Here is a 19,290-nt window from a genome sequence, read left to right as displayed (position 1 = left end):
TGCCGGGAAAAATCAAACCACCAGCATTGCCCGGAAATCGTTCACATTGGTGTGTGTGGGGCCCGTGATGACCAGATCGCCCAAGGGCTCAAAGAAGCCATAAGCATCGTTGCGCTGCAGGTGCTCATCCACTTTCATGCCCAGCACTTGGGCGCGGACCAAGGTGTCAGGCGCCACTTGTGCCCCGGCGTTGTCTTCAATGCCGTCAATGCCATCGGTATCCGCTGCCAGCGCCCAAACACCTGGCTGTTCTTGCAGGGCCTGCGCCAGCCCCAAACAAAACTCGCCCGCCCGGCCACCGCGCCCTTTGGGCGTGCCCGCAGGCTGCGGCTTGATCGTTACCGTGGTCTCGCCCCCGCTCAAGATCACACAGGGTTTCTGAAAGGGCCCCAGACCCTTGGCGGTGGCACGGGCCAGCGCCGCGTGCACCTTGCCCACCTCTCGGGACTCGCCCTCGATTTCATCGCTCAGGATGTACGCGTTCAGCCCCTGCGCGCGAGCGGCAGACGCTGCGGCCTCCAGCGACTGCTGGGGCGTGGCGATCATGCGGACGGTATGGCCTGCAAAAACAGGCGATCCGGGTTTGGGTGTTTCCCAGGCGCCTGAGCGCAAGGCTTGCTCGACTTCTGGCGGCACCGCAATGGCGTAGCGCTGCAAGATGGCCAGCGCGTCGGCACAACTGGTGGCATCGGCCACAGTGGGGCCGCTGGCGATGATGGAAGGGTCATCGCCCGGCACATCGCTGATGGTGAGGGTGACCACACGTGCCGGCGCACAGGCCGCTGCCAGGCGCCCGCCCTTGATGCGTGAGAGGTGTTTGCGCAGGCAATTCATCTCGGCAATGTTGGCGCCACTGGCCAGCAATTGGCGGTTGATGTCTTGCTTGACTTGCAGGCTGATGCCCTCGGCAGGCAAGGTCAACAAGGCTGAGCCACCGCCAGAAATCAGGCACAGCACCAGGTCATCTGCCGTCAGGCCTTGCGTGAGGGCCAAGATGCGCTCGGCCGCGTGCAGGCCTGCGGCATCGGGCACGGGGTGCGAAGCCTCGACCACCTCAATGCGCTCGGGCAAGCCCGCAGGCCTGGGTGGCGTGTGGCCATAACGCGTGACCACCAGACCCGACAGCGGCGCGTTTTGCGGCCAGAGCGCTTCCACCGCCTGCGCCATGGCGCCCCCCGCCTTGCCTGCGCCCAGCACCAGGGTGCGGCCTTTGGCTGGGTCTGGCGGTGTTGGCAAATGGGCAGCGGTGTTGTGCAAAGGCAAGGCCCGCAGCACGGCCACATCGTAAAGCTGACGCAAAAAAAGCAGGGGATCAAGGCCCACATTGACCAGCGCAGAGGCCGGCGTCAAAGGTGTCGGTGCATTCATGCCGAGATGGTAACGTCTCCGGCTGCAATGTCATGGCCCGCCATGATCTCCAGACTGCGGCAAAGCGCTGAATGGTCCAGCCCTGCCAGACCATGCGCTGCACACACCTGCATCAACTGCGCCGCGCTGGCGGTGTGCGGCAAAGACAGACCCATCTCGCGTGCACCCTGCAGCGCCAGGCCCAGGTCTTTTTGGTGCAAGGCAATGCGAAAGCCAGGGTTAAAGCTGCGTTTGACCATGCGCTCGCCATGAACTTCCAGAATCCGGCTGGCGGCAAAGCCCCCCATCAAGGCCTGGCGCACCTTGGCCGGATCGGCCCCTGCCTTGCTTGCAAAGAGCAAGGCCTCGGCCACCGCTTCGATGTTGAGCGCCACGATGATCTGATTGGCCACCTTGGTAGTTTGCCCGTCACCATGCCCCCCCACATGCGTGATGTTTTTGCCCAGAGCCTCCAGCAAGGGCCTGGCACGCTCAAAGCTGCTGTCAAGCCCCCCTACCATGATGGTCAGGCTGGCCGCCTTGGCCCCCACTTCGCCGCCCGAAACCGGGGCGTCCAGGTATTCGCCACCCAGCGAATGGATGCGCTCGGCCATCTTTTTGGTGACCATCGGACTGATCGAGCTCATGTCGATCACCAGCTTGGGCTGGCCGGTGCTGCCTTGTGTCGGCTTCAGACCCGCCACCACCCCACGCGCACCAAAAAGCACATCTTCCACATTGGACGTGTCGGGCAGCATGGTGATGATCACATCGGCCCGCTTGGCCACCTCTTCAGCGCTGGTACACAGCGTGGCGCCACCGTCCACCAGTTCAGCAGGCACTTTGCTGCGGGTTTGCACAAACATCATGTGCCCGGCTTTCATCAGGTTCAGGGCCATGGGCGCGCCCATGATGCCCAGGCCAATGAAGCCCACTTTCATGCCACTTTTGGTCATGTCTTTACCTTGTGTTGATTGGATGGAATTCGGCCATCAGACCGCGACAGCCTGCGCCTTCGCAGTCAGCTCATGCATCCAGCCCAATCCGGCTTCGGTGCCGCCTGGCTGGGCGTCTCGGGGTTTGTATTCGCAGCCCACCCAACCGGTGTAGCCGATCGCATCGAGCCACTTGAAAATGTGCGGGTAATGGATTTCGCCTGTGCCGGGTTCATGCCGCCCGGGGTTGTCTGCGATCTGCACATGGGCGATGCGGGCCAGGTGCTTTTGCAGGGTGGCTGAAAGCTCACCCTCCATGCGCTGCGCGTGGTAAATGTCATATTGCAGGTACAGGTTGTCCGAATCCACGTCGTCCATGATCTGCAAGGCCTGCGCCGTGCGGTTGACAAAAGATCCAGGTATGTCAAAGGTGTTGATGGGCTCCATCAGCAGCCGGACCCCTTTGCGCCCGAGCGTGGCAGCCGCTTGGCGCAAGTTGCTCACCAGCGTGGCACGGGCCAGTGTCGAGTCCACGCCCGTTGGCAAAATGCCCGCCAGGCAATTGACCTGTGGCATACCCAGCACACGCGCATAGTCCACCGCGCGTTTCAAGCCCTCACAAAACTCGGGCACCCGGTCAGGGTGGCAGGCAATACCTCGCTCACCTTCAGCCCATTTACCCGCCGGCAAGTTGTGCAGCACCAGACTCACCGCGCTGTCTTTGATGGCCTTGGCCACTTCTTCGGCAGGGTGGTCGTAGGGAAACAAAAACTCCACCGCCTCAAACCCAGCCCGTGCAGCGCTGTCAAAACGGTCAAGAAAAGGCAGCTCGGTGAAAAGCATCGACAAATTGGCAGAAAAACGTGGCATCAAAAAACTCCTGACGTTCGAAAAATCATTCCAGCAAACCCGCCAACTCCAACCCCTTCAGGCCTTCAGGGTGTCGGCAGTCCACCGCTTCGAATTCATTGATGCGGTCGATCTCGGTGCCCATGGCCACGTTGGTCACTTTTTCCAAAATCACCTCGACCACCACCGGCACACGGAACTGCTGCGCCATGGCCTGAGCCTGGACCAGTGCCTCGTGAATTTTTTCCGGGTCGGTCACACGCAACGCTTTGCAACCCAAACCCTGCACCACCGCATGGTGGTCCACGCCAAAACCCTTCAAGGCGGGGTCGTCCACGTTCTGGTTGTCAAACGCCAATTGCACGCAATAGTCCATGTCGAACTGGCGCTGCGCCTGCCGAATCAGGCCCAGATAGCTGTTGTTCACCAGCACATGCACGTAAGGCAAACCAAATTGCGCGCCCACCGCCAGCTCTTCGATCAAAAACTGGAAGTCGTAGTCACCCGACAAACCCACCACCGTGCGCGTGGGGTCTGAAGCCACCACACCCAGCGCCGCCGGAATCGTCCAGCCCAACGGCCCAGCCTGCCCACAGTTGATCCACTGCCGTGGGCCGAAAACATTCAGAAATTGCGCCCCCGCGATCTGCGATAAGCCAATGGTGCTGACATAAATCGCATCGCGACCGAAGGCCTTGTTCATCTCTTCATAAACACGCATGGGCTTGATCGGGGTCTCGGTGTAATGGCTCTTGCGCAGCATCAGGCGCTTTCGCTCGGCGCAACGCTCTGCCCATTCCGAGTAATCGCGCAAGGTGCCTGCTGCGCGCCGCTCGCGCGCCACCTGCACAAACAAGGCCAGGGCTGCCTTGGCGTCCGACACGATGCCGTAGTCGGGCATGAACACACGGCCAATCTGGGTGGGTTCGATGTCCACATGCACAAAGCGGCGACCCTGGGTGTAGACGTCCACCGAGCCGGTGTGGCGGTTGGCCCAGCGGTTGCCAATGCCCAGCACAAAATCACTGGCCAGCATGCTGGCATTGCCATAGCGGTGGCTGGTTTGCAGGCCACACATGCCGGCCATCAGGGGGTGGTCATCGGGAATGCTGCCCCAGCCCATCAGTGTGGGAATGACCGGAATGCCTGTGAGCTCGGCCAATTCCACCAGCAAGTCGCTGGCGTCGGCATTGATGATGCCGCCACCGGCCACGATCAGCGGTTTGTCAGCGCTCATCAGCATGTCCAGCGCCTTGTTGACCTGGGCCAGGCTGGCAACCGGCTTGTATACGGGCAAGGGCGTGTAGGTGTCGATGTCAAATTCGATCTCGGCCAGTTGCACATCTATCGGCAGGTCGATCAAAACGGGGCCCGGGCGGCCTGAGCGCATCAGGTGAAAAGCCTGCTGGAATGTCCAAGGCACCTGGGCCGGTTCGCGCACAGTCACCGACCACTTGGTCACGGGCTTGGCAATGCTTTCGATGTCCACCGCCTGAAAGTCTTCCTTGTACAAACGCGCCCGAGGCGCCTGCCCGGTGATGCACAGGATCGGAATGCTGTCGGCGATGGCCGAATACAAACCCGTGATCATGTCGGTTCCGGCAGGGCCCGATGTGCCAATGCACACGCCAATCTGGCCCGCCCGAGCACGGGTGTAACCCTCGGCCATGTGCGATGCACCCTCGACGTGCCGGGCCAGCACATGGGCAATCTGGCCGCGTTTGCGCAGTGCGGCATACATCGGGTTGATGGCCGCCCCCGGCACACCAAAGGCTTGCGTAATGCCTTCTTTTTCCATCACACAAAGTGCGGCTTCAACAGCGGTCATGCGGGTCATCGGGTTTCCTTGTGCAAAGTTGAATCAAACTGAACCCGATGCTATGGACCCCTGTGCGGTTTGGGAATTGCATTGGGGGTACTTTCATTCGATACTCCACGTATCGGATTAACCGGAGACCGCGATGGACCGCTTCAAGGAAATTGATGCATTTGTGCAAGTCATGGCCCATGGCAGTCTCGCCGCTGCGGCCCTGGCCGAGGGCGTGACGCCCGTGATGATGGGGCGCCGTCTAGACGCTCTGGAGCAGCGCCTGGGCACACAACTGGTGATCCGAACCACCCGCCGGCTGACGCTGACCGACCAGGGCGCCAGCTACCTGGACGAATGCCGCCAGTTGCTCGCGCGCTGGAACGAGGCCGAGCGTGCCGTGTCATCACAGCACCAGCGCGCCAGCGGTCACCTGATCGTGTCGGCCCCCGCTGCGTTTGGGCGACTGCATGTGGCACCCCACGCCAGCGCGTTCCTCAAGGCCAACCCGCAAGTGCAAATTTCGTTCAACCTGACCGACCGCGTGGTCGACCTGGTGCGCGAAGGTTATGACCTGGGACTGCGCATCGGGGGGCAGATCGACCCCAACTTCGTAGCCATTCACCTGGCCACCAACCAGCGTGTGGTGTGCGGCACACCAGCTTACTTTCGCCGCCGCGGCAAACCCAAGACTCTGGAAGACCTGCGCCAGCACAACTGCCTGGCGTTCAATTTGCAAGGCGGACAGCAACGCGGCTGGTACTTTCAAAAAGACGGCAAAACCGTCACCGTCAAAGCCGAAGGCAACCTGGACTGCAATGACGGCGAGTTGCTGCACCGCTGGGTCAGCGAAGGCCTGGGTCTGGGCTGGCGCTCCACCTGGGAGATTCAAAAACAACTGCAAAACGGCGAACTGGTGACGGTGCTGGACGAGTTCGCCCTGCCCGCCTACGACATCCTGGCGGTCTATGCGCAGCAAAAACACCTGCCCGCCAAGGTGCGGTTTTTCATCGAGCACTTGAAGAAAATCTACGCCCAACCGGGCTACTGGTTGCAAGGCTGAATCACCAGCACAGCCCGGAATGCCCCGCAACGCGTTGCACACCCCAAGCCCTTATTGTTCTGAAGCCCGGGGGATTCAGTCGCAACTTTTTCATACGTTTGATTCATTGCCCAACAAGACAATTTCATGACCACCCTGCTCATCCACCGCGCCCGCTGCATCGCCACGCAAGACGATGCCCACACAGAACTCAAAGATGCTTCGCTGTTGATCCGAGGTGGTCGCATTGAACGCATCATCCCGGCCGGCGAAGCCACGGACATGTTGGCCGCAGAGGTGGACGAAGTCATCGATGCCCGCTGCCATGTGGTGGTGCCGGGCCTGGTCAACACACACCACCACATGTTCCAGTCCCTCACACGGGCGATTCCAGCCGTGCAAAACGCCGAGCTGTTCAGCTGGCTCAAGGGGCTCTACCCGATTTGGGCAGGCCTCACGCCCGAAATGGTGCGGGTGTCCACGCAGGTGGCCATGGCCGAATTGCTGCTGAGCGGCTGCACCACCAGCTCTGACCACCTCTACATTTACCCGAACGGCGTGCGGCTGGACGACAGCATCGAAGCAGCGCGAAGCATGGGCATGCGCTTTACCGCCACCCGCGGCAGCATGAGCGTGGGCGAGTCGCAAGGCGGTCTGCCGCCCGACAGCCTGGTCGAAACAGAGCCCGCCATCCTCAGGGAAACCCAACGCTTGATCGAGACCTGGCACGACGCCCGCTTTGGCGCCATGACGCATGTGGCCGTGGCGCCCTGCTCGCCCTTCAGCGTGAGCCAGGACCTGATGCGCGAAGCGGCCAAATTGGCCCGCTCCTACGGTGTGCGTCTGCACACGCACTTGGCCGAAAACGACCACGACGTGGCCTACACAAAAGAAAAGTTCAACTGCACGCCTGCGCAATACGCGCAAGACCTGGGCTGGGTGGGCGAAGACGTGTGGCACGCCCACTGCGTGAAGCTCGACGACGAGGGCGCCTACCTATTTGCCAAAACCCGCACCGGCATTGCCCACTGCCCGTGCAGCAACATGCGCCTGGCCAGCGGCATCCTGCCCCTGCGCAAAATGCTCGACGCGGGCGTGCCCATCGGCTTGGGTGTGGATGGCAGCGCCAGCAACGATGCAGCCCACCTGCTGAACGAAGCCCGCCAAGCCATGCTGCTGGCGCGTGTGGGCAAAGCGCTGGAACCGTTCGGGTGTGACCGCGGCCCTGCCGACATGACACCCCGCGACGCTTTGCGCCTGGCCACGCGCGGTGGCGCGCAGGTGCTGGGCCGGGCCCAAGAGCTGGGGCAAATCAAGGAGGGCTATTGCGCCGACGTGGCGATGTTTCGCACCGACACGCTGAGCATGGCGGGCGGCGCGGTACACGACCCGGTGGGCGCCCTGCTGCTGTGCGCCAGTGACAACGCCGACTACACAATCGTGAATGGGCGTGTGGTCGTGCGCCAAGGAAAAATCACCACGGTGGACATGGGACCGCTGATCGAGCGGCACAACCAACTGGCTTTGCAGCTGACTCTGAGTGTGAACTGACCTGGCTATAACCTCCCTTTAGGACATCAGCGGATCAAGTTTGCGCTTTTTATATTCAGTCATTGGCAAGTCATTTCTTATGACCGTCACACCCACTACTGAAATAGACATTCAAAATTAGAGCTCTATGAAGCTCCCTGGCTTGGTCATCTGGTTCACCAACTCAATACAGGATTTTTAGGTGTCAAGCGAACAGCACCTTGACTTTTGAGACCAACATGCTGGACTTCAAGTCGATACATCCTTTTGAATGACTTGAAGAGGCTTGTCTCAATCGTCTTTAGCTCTGACGGATTGGCGCATCGGTAGGCATAACTTGCATCAATGTCTGCGTGTCCTCCATCAAACTTAGGCAGGCCTACTTGAGCTGATATAAGTTGGCATCCTGCACTTGGATTGACTACCCATAACAAACCCGCATCTTGTAGTATTTTTCCTGCTGCTTCAAGTGTGGCTTTTTCTTTGTCATTCTTTGGCTTCCTCTCAAAGCCAACAGCTACGTCAAGCGGAAGTTCTAAATTCAAGCTTAAATTTCCTTTATCAACAGCCACATCCAAACGGCCTTCACCATGAACATGTTTTTTTCCATGGGCATAGGCAACTGAACTTAAAAAGATCAACATCAGATAAGTCAAAAAGATTTTTTTCACCAGTTTTCTCCAACAATAAAATATTCAAAGCAATGTTATGGAAATGCCCATCAAAATACAAAGTGAATGCCACCCTAGCCCCTGAAATTCAAACTTGAGCCTGGGCAGCAAATCAGCAATGGCAATGTAGATGAAGCTGGCTGCAGCAATTATCACAATATAGGGAATCCACGCTTCAGTGTGCTCGAGCGAAAAATACGCAATGATGCCGCCAGCTACAGATGCCAAACTAGAAACGCCATTCCAAAACAGTGCTTTTTTACGCTCCCAGCCAGAAGCAAGCAATATTGCAAAGTCGCCAGCCTCCTGGGGAATCTCGTGCGCAATAACCGCCAGTGTGGTTGCCCATCCTATTGCCGGATCTGTCAGAAAAGCAGCGGCGATCAGGACGCCATCCGTGAAATTGTGAAATCCATCACCGATCAAAATTCCCAACACGCCTGCATCCCCGTGATGATGCCCTGAAGTGTGCACCTTCGAACTTATTTCCAGATGACTATCGTCCGCATCATGATGCGAGTGACGCCAGATGGCCAGTTTTTCTAAAACAAAAAAACCTAAAACGCTGGCCAGTAAAACAGGGAACACCTCTTGTGGTGTCAATCCAGAACTCAAGGCCTCAGGCAGCAAATGCAGCATGGAAGTTGCAAGAAGTACCCCAGTAGAAAAGCTGACCGCATAGGACAACCATTTCTTAGGAAGGCCAAACATCACCAGGAAAGCAGCCAATAAACTCAGCACCCCCCCGAGCAGACAAGCCATCAAAATTTGCAGGATCAAAGGCATTTAAATTTCACAATCAATCAGTGAGGACCAGGTTATCAATCAATACTCAGTCGGCTGGAAGCTTTTGCAAGATAGAACCATTCCTGATCAACCTGTGCGCTAGGGTTAGGGAACACAATCCAACCGTCTTGATCGGCAAATAGCCCTGTGCCATCCTTGCGATGAGCAATCAAGTCGCCCTGCTTGACGACTTCAAAACTTCGCCATTCACGACAAAATTGATCGTCGGGATGCAAACGGTCCACAACGCGATACATATTGATCACTTGGTGAGGACTTCGTGGTTCAGAAGGTGCTCCACTGGATGTCATGCCCAGATGCACTAAGGCCTTGCAGATGGCAGCATAGGCAAGCTCTGGCGCTGCAGTGTCTTCGTGCTGACCACATTCCAATGTGATGCCAATGCCGCCCATACGCCTCATGGTTTCAGTTGTACCCATGCCGTAATTGATGTTGGCATCCACGCCACGAACTTGGCGTTCATGCACGCCCTTGGCGTAGGTATCCAGCCAGCCTTCGACAAATCGATGAACACCCAGGCTCCGCACGAAATCTTCTTCTTCATCCGCACGGGCAAACGCCTCCAACTCACCATCGTTATTGGGCGGTCCAATCATGGCAAAGGGGATGCCCGGCGTGTGAAATGAGTGAAGATCCAAAAGCACATCGTGAGCTGCGAGCATCGGACAAAGCACGTTGCAGACGTGGTCTTCAAAGTCCTGTGGCGTTGCAGTGACTTGCATATTCCGATTCAAATTGCGCTGACCCTCACGCCGTCCATTTTGATAGGCAAGCGGATTGGTAATGGGAATCAACGTCAGTGCTCCCCTTTCAATGGAAAGCATTCCTGCTTCTATGTCTTGGCGGATTTTCTGAATGGCAACAGCTCCACAAGTCTCGTTGCCATGCACGGCCCCAAGAACGATCAACTTGGGACCTGTTTGCAAGCCCGCAAATTGGTAAACGGTCAAACTGCTTGGTGTTGTGTTGTCGTTCATTGCCTGCTCGCTTCAAAGTAGCGTGGGATTGGGAGCATCCCCGTAAACCGATTTGGGATCAAACGTTTTTGTGTTTTCTGCGAAAGAGAGCTTGCCCGTCTTTAATTCAACGGTACGGTAAAAACAACTGCGGTAGCCAACGTGGCAACTGGCAGGTTCGCTGCGTATTCCGCTTGAGAGTGACACACATAGCCACACCGCATCCTGATCGTCGTCAATGCGCATTTCGACCACGCGCTGCACCAGCCCGCTGGAACTGCCTTTGCGCCACAGCACCTGTCGGCTGCGGCTCCAGTAGTGCGCTTCTCCTGTCAGAAGGGTGAGTTCCAGTGCTTCACGGTTCATATAGCCCAGCATCAGAACCTCCCTTGTCGTGGCATCTGTGGTCACGCAGGCAATCAGTCCATCGCGATCGAATTTGGGTGCCAGTTCGAATCCTTCTTTGACCTGCTCGACCGAAATTCTGGACGCAAAGAGCAGGCCTGCTGATCCGGATGTTTCGGCTGTTATGGAGTTGCTCATATGGAACCCAATCCAATTTCAGGGCTTGACCATGCCACGGCATCATGGGGATGCAAACTCTCCAAATGGCGCACAAAAATCTCGGGGTGCTCATATCCTTGAAGAGAGGCTTTGATACGGCGTGCAGCATCTTCAACAAACATCAGGTTCTGTCCGTTCAAGGCTGCGAATGCCTGCTCATCCGCTCGCTTGACTGCGGTCTGCACTGGGGTGCCCAAGGCTTGTTCAATGCAATCGATCAGTGCCAGGATTCCTAAACTGCTTGAAGTTTCGTTGACACCGACCGTGACATGCGCTTGACTGCGTTGACTGTGTGGCGTTGCTGCACTGGCATTGTGTCGAATCCACTCAGCCACCTGATGCTTGTCCAGCGAAGGTTGCTTTGCAAATTCAGCCAGAAATGCTTGTTCTATCAATTGCCTAGCCAATGCCGCGGAACATGGACATGTCGACGAGTAAACCACTTTGACTTGAATGCGGCACTGAAATTGACCACTCATCAGAGAGGCACGGATTGTGATCGGATACGACTTCCATCCCGCGAGGCCTTCAGTGACCAAAGCTGGGCGACGCAGTAGCAAGTTGAAATTCAGTTGGAGCCTGGCGTTTTCGCTTTGACAATCCGCGTGGCTCTCAATCATGGCTTTCAAAAATTGGTGAATTCCAGCTGCAGTCAAACCCTGTCCATTCCCCATCGCGTCGAGCAATCGGTACAGCCGTGACATGTGAATGCCTTTGATGTGCGGCGCTGGAAGGTTGACCTGCACATCGGCACATGCATGCAACTCGCGGCTATACCCAGGCTCATCAACGGTCAGAGGCAAGTCAATACCCTGCATGCCAACCCAGGTGAGTGCACTGTGGCGGGGTGCGCTTTCTGATAATGAAATGTCAGGAAGAACACTGGGCTTAGTCGATTGGTTCATGGGGAAGGTTTCAAGGGTGATGTCACCCGATTGGTTTCAATGAAATCGATGGAATACGGGCAAGAATTCCCTGTCGAAGACGCTCGGGTCGAAGGTCGCGGCTGATCAAGCCATCAGCGCTGTTTTGGTGCAACTGAGCACACACCAAAATCTGTTCAGCACTTGTTTCATCAGCGGCAAGATCCCCAAACATGTAGGTGAATTTTTCATGCGCCTGGAGGGAAACCGTACAGTGCCTGTTGCAACCACTCATACATTCCACAGCACGTATCGGAAAACTCAGCCCATCACGTAAAGCCATGTTTTCTACCGCCTCCAGCAGTGCGCGTCCAGGCCGAGGATGTTCTCGTGGCAAGTCAGCTGGGCGACACAGAACGCAGACCAGTATTTCTGTACTCATGATGTGCTCCTGGTCATCGATTCCCTGGCAGCATCAAGAACGAGCACCAGACGGGCAATCCCTTGGCCGGTGATGCTTGGCGAGCGATGCACAACACCGCCTTCATGCGCCTGCCCCGGCCAGCCGCACCCTTTAAAGAACGCCACATCACCGGTCTTCATGGTCGATGCCCATGGCACTTCATCCTCTGACTTTTCTAAAGTCTGCCTGCTAAGGTCTGAGGGCACCCACATGGTGCCTGGGCCACGATAGGTACACACCATGCGCAGCGGTGTGCAATCACGGTGCCATTTTTTGCACGCATTGTCCGTGATGACATCCAGACGCAGTTGCACCTTGTCGCAAGCTGCTTGCGATAAAAAGATTCCGACCAGTTTTGCAATGTCTGCTACGAAGTCGTTTCTTGGCTGGCCATGCGGCATGCCACTGGCATCGCAGGCATCTTGCAGCGCAGGGATTGCTTCATCCAAGCAAACTTGAAGGCGGCAACACGGCAGTGTTTGGCTTGGCAGCTGCGTTAACCACGCTTGCCAATCATTGCGGACCCCACGCTGCCAGACAGTGAGTGCAACGCCCGTTTCAGCGATGGATTTCAATACTGCAGGCTCGACACCGAGCCGAACCTCCTGCGACGCTGTTTGAACGTGCAGATCTTCAAGGCATCCAGCATGGATGCTGACGTTCAAGCGAATTTCAGCCGATTCATCGACTTTTTCGACAATGGTTTGTTGGTGGTTTGTCATGTTGTACCTCCACATCAGGGTGATGCAAGCGGGCGGTCACGGGCATGGATCCACTGCTTGACTGACAGGCGCGATGTGACAAGGGATTGATCACGCGTGCGACGTACGGAACGGCTGCTGACACTGGGTCCAATACCGTCCGCATGCGATGGTGGCGTCTTTGCGTTCAAGCCATCGAGACACCGAGGGGTGAAAAAACTGCGCTTGCGCCAAAAACGCATCGACCTGTGGGGCAGACGTCTGATCGCTCATACTGACTGAACCTCGCCTGCCACACACTGCGCCAAACCCTTGAGCAAAATTTCCTTGGGCATGTCTCGACCAATGAACACCAATTTGCTCTCCCGCGTTTCACCAGGTTTCCACGCGCTGCCGTAGTCGCTGCCCATGAGCATGTGCACCCCTTGGAGCACCACACGTTTGTTGATACCTAAGATGTTCAGTACACCCTTGTAGCGCATCAGTTGGGTTCCGTAGACCTGCACGATGCTGCCCATGAAATCCTCGATCCGGTCCATGTCAAGCGGTCGGGTTTCTCGAAAAACAAATGAACTCACATCGTCGTCATGCTCATGATCGACATCAGTCAGGAAGTCAGGCTCTATCTCCAGAATAGCAGTGAGGTTAAAGCCACGGATGTCCAGCAAATCGTTGATGTCGGCCACACCATGCAGGGCTTGGGCGATCTTGGCACGGGGGTTCATTTTCACAAGCCGTTGGCGCAACTGTGCAACTTCACTGGGCGTGACGACATCGGTTTTGGTGATCAGGATGCGGTCGGCAAAGCCCACTTGCTCTTGCGCTTCGTGATGTTCGTCGAGTTGTTGCGGAGCGTGTTTGGCATCGACCATGGTGACGATGGCATCCAACACATAGTGCTGAACAATGTCTTCGTCGACGAAGAAGGTCTGGGCTACGGGTGCGGGGTCTGCAAGCCCGGTGGTCTCGATGATGACGCGGTCAAAATTCAACAGACCTGATGATTTTTTGGCCTGCAATTCGCCCAGGATGCGGACCAAGTCGCCACGCACCGTGCAGCAAATGCAGCCGTTGTTCATCTCGACGATCTGCTCATCGCCGCCCTGCACCAGCAAATCGTTGTCGATGCCGGCTTCGCCGAACTCGTTTTCGATCACAGCGATGCGGTGACCGTGTTGCTCCTTGAGGATGCGGTTGAGCAAAGTGGTTTTACCGCTTCCCAGGAAGCCGGTGAGGATGGTGACGGGGATCAGCGACATGGTGATTTCCTTTTCAATCTTGCTTCTTTCTTGCCTGCTCCCAGAAAACCTGAGAGCACGGCCACTGGCAAGCGTTTGGGTTACAAATTTTTTTATGATTTGATGCTATTGATATTCTATTCTCAATAAAGGACGGCGCAATACCCCTATGCACGGCAATGGTTGGCGGATAGGACAGGAAGACTGGCATCTCAATGGAAAAAAACACCAGGCAATATCGAGCTGTTTTGAGCTCTAGTGCGCCTCGCGCGCGGCCCTTGAGGTCATGGCGTCCTGAAGTTTCGATTGGAGAAGCGCTCAAGTTGCGGGCGGGCTGCGCCGCCAAAGCAAGCCGATGACAAAGGCCGCACCGATGCTGGCGGTAACAATGCCCACTGGAAGCTCTTGGGGAGCCATGACGAGACGGGCCAACAAGTCGCTGCCCAGCAGCAGCACAGCGCCCATCAGGGCGCAGGCAGGCACCAGCTTGGCATGCAACAAACCGGCTGAACGCCGCATCAGGTGCGGCACCATCAGCCCGACGAAGCCGATGACCCCGGCCAGTGCCACGCAGCAGGCCGTTGCCAGTGCCGTGATGATGAGTACCTGCGTGCGCAGACGCTGCGGCGCCACGCCCAGGCTGTGCGCAACCTCGTCGCCGGCCAGCAAGGCGTCCAGCGCGCGATGCCGCAGCGCCACGAAGAGGGCCAATGCACCGCATCCGGCAAAGGCCAGCGGCAGGTTGTCCCATCGCGCCAGACCCAAACCACCCAAAGACCAGAACAGCACCGAGTGTGCCGCACGTTGGTCACCAGCAAACACCAGCACATGGGTCAGTGCACCGAACAGGAATGACATGGCCAAGCCAGCCAGCACGATGCGCTCTGCGCCTTGTCCAGCGCTACGCTGTGCCAGCAGCAAAACGCCTGCAGCGGCCACCAACCCACCGGCGAAGCTGGCCAGTGGCAAGGTCCAGATGCCAAAGCGCTCACCGGTGAGCGAGATCACCGCCACTGCGCCTGCTGCAGCTCCGGACGACAGACCAAACAGGAAGGGGTCGGCCAGGTCGTTGCGCGTGACGGTCTGCAACAAGGTGCCGGCCATGGCCAAGCTGGCGCCCACCAGCACCGCCAACAGCACACGCGGCAGTCGAAGGTCGAAGACGATGGCGCGATGGGCTGCATCCGCCACACTCAGGCTGGCAGCACTGGGCTGAAACAGGCTGGCCCAAACGCTGCTGGCGTCGATGCTGACGCCGCCCAAGCCCAGGCCCATCAACAAAAGCAGCGGCAGGCTCGCCGCCAGCGCCACATGCACCTGCCAAGGCTTCATGGTGCCACGGCGCGCAATGCTCGGGCCAGTTTCTCCACCGCCTCGATATTGGCTGGCCCGGGGGTGAGCTCGGCATAACGCAGCGCAATGAAGCGCTGGTGCTTGACAGCGTCGGTGTGGCGCATGGCCGGGTGCGCTTGCAGCGTGCCCATGAGTCGGCTCGGACCCTGCCCGTCCTGATAGTCCAGCAGGATCAGAAATTGCGGGTTGCGCGCGGCCACTGCCTCCCAGGAGCTGTGGGCCCAGCTGATGGGCAGGTCATCCATGACGTTGCGGCCACCGGCCGCTTCGATCAGCGCCGTGGGCATGGCCGCAGCGCCTGCAGTGAAGGGCTTGTCTTCGCCCGAGTCGTAGACAAAGACGCGCAGGGGCGTCGCCTTCGGTGCCGTGCCGGGGACTGGCGGCGGCACCAGCGCTTGCAAGCGCTTGCGCCACTGCGCCACCAGCGCCTCTGCCCGTGGCCGTTGGCCGAACACGGTGCCCAGGCGGAGCATGTCGGTGTAGAGCAGATCCATCGTCACGCGCGAACGCGTCTGACTGGTGTGCACACAGCTTTCGGTCAGCACCAGGGTCGCAATGCCGTGGCGTGCCAGTGTAGCGGGCGTGACGTCACCGCCCGGTTTCATGCCGTAATACCAGCCGGCGAAGAACATGTCCGGACGCGCTGCCAGCAGGTTCTCCAGAGACGGGTACTTGGGTGCCAGCTCAGGAATGGCACCCAGAGCGGCATTGAACTTGGCATCGGTCTTGTACCAGCCCGTGATGCCTGTCACGCCTGCCATCTGGGCTTGCAAGCCCAGCGCCAGTGCCATCTCGGTCATGTTGAGATCGTGGATCACCGCGCGCTGCGGCGGCGCGTTGATGCGCAGTGGCGTGCCACAGTTGTCAACCGTGACAGGAAAGGCGTGAGCGCCACAGACCATGCTGATGCAAAGCAGCAGCAGCAACGCGCTCACGTTTGCGCGGAGTGTCATGCTGCCAGCCTCTCGAAGGCCCAGAGGTCGCGTTGCTCTTGCGGGTGCCGGGTGCGGACCAGGGCCATGCCGAAGACCTGAGCCACCAAGGGTGCCGTCATGGTTTCTGCCGGAGAGCCTTGCCCGACCACTCGGCCACCATTCAAAACCACCATGTGGTCGGCGAACCCAGCCACCAGCGACAGTTCATGCAGCGCTGCCACCACCGTGATGCCCAGACCGCGCACGAGATCCAGCAGTTCGACACGGGCCCGCAGGTCAAGGTGATTGGTTGGTTCGTCCAGCAGCAGCAGAGTCGGCTCTTGCGCCAGTGCACGCGCCAGATGAGCACGCTGCCTCTCGCCGCCGGACAAGGTGTGCAACCCGCGCTGCGCCGTGCCGCACAGATGGCACAGCTCCAGCGAATGAGCGACCACCTCCTGGTGGCGTGCGTTCGAGCAATGTCCTTGGTGGGGCACGCGGCCCAGCCCCACGTAGTCGTGCACGGTCAAGCGCAGGTCGGCATGTTCGGTCTGACCCACCATCGCCACCTGATGCAGGCGCCGGGATGGATGCCCAGACGGGTGACCGAGCACACCGACATGCCCATGCGCCAACCCCGGCACATCGTTCACATGGACAAGCCCCGCCGTCGGTTGCAAGCGCCCACTGATGACACCGAGCAAGCTGCTTTTGCCCGCGCCATTGGGCCCGACAACGGCACAGCGCTGGCCGGCCGCCACAATCATTTCGATGTCCTGCAACAGGTCCACACCTTGCGTGGTGCGCAGGCCCACCCGGTCCAGCCGTACAGATGCGCAGGCCATGTTTTCCTCAGAACTTCAGACCCAGAGACAATTCCAGGCTGCGTGGTGCGCCAAGCAGAACCTGGTCGGGATAGAACGGGTCGCTCCAGACGGCGTAGGTCCGGTCTGTGAGGTTGCGCACGCGCAGACTCAGGCGGGTGCTGGACTTGAGGTCCATGGACACGGCTGCATCTGCCACGGTGTAGGCGGCCAGCCTCACGGTGTTGGCATCGCTGTGGAAGCGTTCACCGACATGGCGCAACGAGCCCGACAGCTCCACCGGCCACTCGCCACCCCAACGGTAGGTGGCGCCCGCATTGGCCACCAGCCTGGGCGCATTGGGCGGTGTGTTGCCGCTGAGCGAGCCACCGGGGCCGGCATAGTCCTCATAGCGCGTGCGGTTGATCGCCAGGTTGCCCCACACACGCCAGGCCTGAGCGGTGCGCAAAGACGCCGACAACTCGGCACCGCGCGAAACCTGTTGCCCTGCCAGCGCCAATGCCTGCCCCCCTTGCGCCGCATAGACGTTGCTGCGAACGATGTCGTACAGCGCCAGCGTCGATTCGCCGCGCTTTGCCCAGAAGCTTTGCTTGACACCCACTTCCAAGCTGCGGGTGCGGGTCAGGTCCAGCGGCTGATTGGCCCGCAACAGGAAGATGTTGTTCGCGGCCACGTCGGCGGCCGTGGCGTATTGGCCATAGATCGTCAGCTCCGGCGCCACGTCCCAAGTCAGGCCCAGCCGACCGGTCGTTGGTCGCCAGGTCTTGCTGAACGGAAAACCCGTGCGCTGAACACCAGCGGCGTTGGCCGAACTGCGGTCCAGGGCAATCGACTCGTGCCGCAGTCCGGCGATCAGTGCCAGGCCGGGGCGCAGCACCAGACGATCTTCCAAGGCCAGCGCCAGGTTGCTAATGTCTGAGGTTTGTCGCTGCGTGGTCAGGAGGCCGAAGCTGCCACGCAGGGGGTCCAGCAGGCTGACGCTGTCTCCGGGAAAATTGGCCGATCCGGGCCGCTCGAACCGGGTATCGGCCCACTCTAACGCCGCCACTAAGCGGTTGCTCAGGCCGCCAACAGGCGTGTCCCACTGCAATTCGGTCTTGTTGCCGACAGTGGTCTGGTCATGGGCCACGAAGAAGCGCTCGCGATCCACCAGGCCGGTGCCGGCGTTGAAGGCCGTCACTTCGTTGTTGAACCACTCCCGGTCAGCGCTGAAGCGGTAGAACTGCGTGCGCAGGGTCAAGGCCGTGTTGGCCTGCCACTCAGCGCCCATGCGCAACCACTGCTCGTCTGCCTTGTTGCGGTTGTCCAGCACGTTGTAGTTGGTGCGCAGCGTGCGGCGATCGATGGTCACGTTGCCCAGGTTGCTGCCGTTGAAGCCCGACACGTAGGTACCCGATACCACACCCGACTGACCCTGGATGCCAGGGGCAGCGGCTGACACCAGCGGCGTGCCCCAGTAGGCACTGCTGTTGTCCTTCTTGAACTCCACCGCACCGAACAGCTTCAAACCCGGCTGGACATACCAGTCCAGCCCACCTGAGAAGTGCCAGTTTTCGTTACGGGTGTCGTTGATGAAGCCCTTGCCTGCCGAGCGGTTCAGGTCGATGCGGTAGTCAAGGCTGTCCACCGACGTGGTGCCGCCTGAACCGAAACCGCTGCGCACGGCACCGAATGAACCTGCGGACAGGTTGATTTCGTGCTGGGGCTTGCCCCGGTGCGGCTGCCGCGTGACGAAGTTGACCGCGCCGCCCGATGCGCCTTCTCCGGACATCAGCGAAGCAGGGCCTTTCAGAAATTCGATGCGATCGAGATTGCCCACGTCCATCACCCGCGAGGTCATGTTGGGCGGGCCGATCTTCAGACCGTTGTACAGCGTGTTGATCTGGCTGTTGGAAAAGCCACGCATTGAAAAGTTGGCTGGCTCAGCGGGAAAGTCGCCAGCGGTCACGCCTGTTGCTGCCTGGGCCGCCTCGGTGACGCTGCGTGCACCGCGCTCGCGCAGCAACCCCTGCGACAAGATCTCGATGGATGCGGGCGTTTCACGCACGCTCAGGTCAAGGCGAGAAGCCGAGCCGGCCGGCTGCTCCAAGGCGGTCAGCACCCGTTCACCGACGATAGTCACAGGTTGCAACGCAACCAAGCTGGGATCGGAGGCTTGTGCAGGCTGGGCCAACAGCTGGCCCCCTTGGACGGTCAGCACAAGGGCCGCACCCAACTTCACGGCACAGATTGGGAATGCAGGGCGTGGCCACCCGGACGGGAGCTTTGGAAGCGGGTGGGCCATCATCTCAGCGCTCCGGTACATGCCGTGTTGCTCTTCGAGAATGCGGTTAAGCAAGGTGGTTTTACCGCTTCCCAGGAAGCCGGTGAGGATGGTGACAGGGATCAGCGACATGGTGAATTCTTTCCATCTTGTTTCTTGAATC

At 59.0% G+C, this 19,290-nt stretch carries 19 protein-coding genes; 2 read left to right on the top strand and 17 right to left on the bottom strand.

Features of this window, described 5'->3' with window-relative positions:
• Positions 1-12: 12 nt before the first annotated feature.
• The 4 genes from B9Z45_RS01300 to gcl are packed head-to-tail and all read right to left on the bottom strand — an operon-like array spanning position 13 to position 4,968.
• On the bottom strand, positions 13-1,368 hold the full coding sequence (locus tag B9Z45_RS01300; RefSeq protein ID WP_108405432.1) for a glycerate kinase: 1,356 nt from the start codon (positions 1,366-1,368) through the stop codon (positions 13-15).
• The gene (locus B9Z45_RS01295; protein ID WP_199221812.1) at positions 1,365-2,303 is read right to left on the bottom strand and encodes a 2-hydroxy-3-oxopropionate reductase; all 939 of its coding nucleotides are present in this window, start codon (positions 2,301-2,303) and stop codon (positions 1,365-1,367) included. Before B9Z45_RS01295 ends, B9Z45_RS01300 begins: the two co-directional genes overlap by 4 nt.
• A gap of 36 nt (positions 2,304-2,339) precedes the next feature.
• A complete protein-coding gene (hyi, locus tag B9Z45_RS01290) occupies positions 2,340-3,152 on the bottom strand; it encodes a hydroxypyruvate isomerase (RefSeq protein ID WP_108405431.1) in 813 nt (270 codons plus the stop codon).
• A gap of 25 nt (positions 3,153-3,177) precedes the next feature.
• On the bottom strand, positions 3,178-4,968 hold the full coding sequence (gene gcl, locus B9Z45_RS01285; RefSeq protein WP_108405430.1) for a glyoxylate carboligase: 1,791 nt from the start codon (positions 4,966-4,968) through the stop codon (positions 3,178-3,180).
• A gap of 124 nt (positions 4,969-5,092) precedes the next feature.
• Here gcl and B9Z45_RS01280 point away from each other — a divergent pair, with 124 nt between their 5' ends.
• Positions 5,093-6,001: a LysR family transcriptional regulator gene (locus B9Z45_RS01280; RefSeq protein WP_108405429.1), complete on the top strand. Its 909-nt coding sequence runs from the start codon at positions 5,093-5,095 to the stop codon at positions 5,999-6,001.
• Between the two features lie 126 nt (positions 6,002-6,127).
• Entirely contained in the window at positions 6,128-7,531 is a 1,404-nt protein-coding gene (locus tag B9Z45_RS01275) for an 8-oxoguanine deaminase (RefSeq protein ID WP_108405428.1), read from the top strand.
• A gap of 155 nt (positions 7,532-7,686) precedes the next feature.
• On the opposite strand, the gene B9Z45_RS01270 is transcribed toward B9Z45_RS01275, so the two are convergent.
• From B9Z45_RS01270 to B9Z45_RS01215, 13 genes are all read right to left on the bottom strand, one after another.
• Complete coding sequence (locus B9Z45_RS01270) at positions 7,687-8,181, bottom strand: DUF2796 domain-containing protein (protein WP_108405427.1); 495 nt, start codon at positions 8,179-8,181, stop codon at positions 7,687-7,689.
• Positions 8,182-8,205: 24 nt separating this feature from the next.
• A complete protein-coding gene (locus B9Z45_RS01265; RefSeq protein WP_108405426.1) occupies positions 8,206-8,967 on the bottom strand; it encodes a ZIP family metal transporter in 762 nt (253 codons plus the stop codon).
• Positions 8,968-9,002: 35 nt separating this feature from the next.
• Complete coding sequence (locus tag B9Z45_RS01260) at positions 9,003-9,965, bottom strand: succinylglutamate desuccinylase/aspartoacylase family protein (protein ID WP_108405425.1); 963 nt, start codon at positions 9,963-9,965, stop codon at positions 9,003-9,005.
• Positions 9,966-9,977: 12 nt separating this feature from the next.
• On the bottom strand, positions 9,978-10,487 hold the full coding sequence (hisI, locus tag B9Z45_RS01255) for a phosphoribosyl-AMP cyclohydrolase (RefSeq protein ID WP_108405424.1): 510 nt from the start codon (positions 10,485-10,487) through the stop codon (positions 9,978-9,980).
• Positions 10,484-11,413, bottom strand: coding sequence for a GTP cyclohydrolase FolE2 (folE2, locus tag B9Z45_RS01250; protein ID WP_108405423.1), 930 nt, complete (start codon positions 11,411-11,413; stop codon positions 10,484-10,486). Before folE2 ends, hisI begins: the two co-directional genes overlap by 4 nt.
• 22 nt (positions 11,414-11,435) lie before the next feature.
• Positions 11,436-11,813, bottom strand: coding sequence for a DUF1636 domain-containing protein (locus B9Z45_RS01245; protein ID WP_233252035.1), 378 nt, complete (start codon positions 11,811-11,813; stop codon positions 11,436-11,438).
• Positions 11,810-12,556, bottom strand: a complete 747-nt coding sequence (locus tag B9Z45_RS01240; protein ID WP_158270356.1) for a DUF1826 domain-containing protein — start codon at positions 12,554-12,556, stop codon at positions 11,810-11,812. The genes B9Z45_RS01245 and B9Z45_RS01240 overlap by 4 nt, the downstream gene beginning before the upstream one ends.
• Positions 12,557-12,646: 90 nt before the next feature.
• Positions 12,647-12,808 carry a hypothetical protein gene (locus B9Z45_RS17305; protein ID WP_233252034.1) on the bottom strand — a complete coding sequence of 54 codons (162 nt, stop codon included), beginning with the start codon at positions 12,806-12,808 and terminating at the stop codon, positions 12,647-12,649.
• A complete protein-coding gene (locus B9Z45_RS01235; RefSeq protein ID WP_108405420.1) occupies positions 12,805-13,794 on the bottom strand; it encodes a GTP-binding protein in 990 nt (329 codons plus the stop codon). Before B9Z45_RS01235 ends, B9Z45_RS17305 begins: the two co-directional genes overlap by 4 nt.
• 297 nt (positions 13,795-14,091) lie before the next feature.
• The gene (locus B9Z45_RS01230; RefSeq protein ID WP_108405419.1) at positions 14,092-15,105 is read right to left on the bottom strand and encodes an iron ABC transporter permease; all 1,014 of its coding nucleotides are present in this window, start codon (positions 15,103-15,105) and stop codon (positions 14,092-14,094) included.
• Positions 15,102-16,079 (bottom strand): ABC transporter substrate-binding protein, encoded by a 978-nt coding sequence (locus B9Z45_RS01225; RefSeq protein WP_108405418.1) that lies wholly within the window; start codon positions 16,077-16,079, stop codon positions 15,102-15,104. Before B9Z45_RS01225 ends, B9Z45_RS01230 begins: the two co-directional genes overlap by 4 nt.
• A complete protein-coding gene (locus B9Z45_RS01220; protein WP_108405417.1) occupies positions 16,076-16,885 on the bottom strand; it encodes an ABC transporter ATP-binding protein in 810 nt (269 codons plus the stop codon). Before B9Z45_RS01220 ends, B9Z45_RS01225 begins: the two co-directional genes overlap by 4 nt.
• A gap of 7 nt (positions 16,886-16,892) precedes the next feature.
• The gene (locus tag B9Z45_RS01215) at positions 16,893-19,259 is read right to left on the bottom strand and encodes a TonB-dependent siderophore receptor (protein ID WP_158270355.1); all 2,367 of its coding nucleotides are present in this window, start codon (positions 19,257-19,259) and stop codon (positions 16,893-16,895) included.
• Between the last annotated feature and the right edge of the window lie 31 nt (positions 19,260-19,290).

The organism is Limnohabitans sp. 2KL-17 (genome assembly GCF_003063415.1).
Classification (GTDB): domain Bacteria; phylum Pseudomonadota; class Gammaproteobacteria; order Burkholderiales; family Burkholderiaceae_C; genus Limnohabitans_A.
The sequence above is the reverse complement of the archived record's forward strand: the minus strand, read 5'-3'. Positions and strand labels throughout refer to the sequence as shown.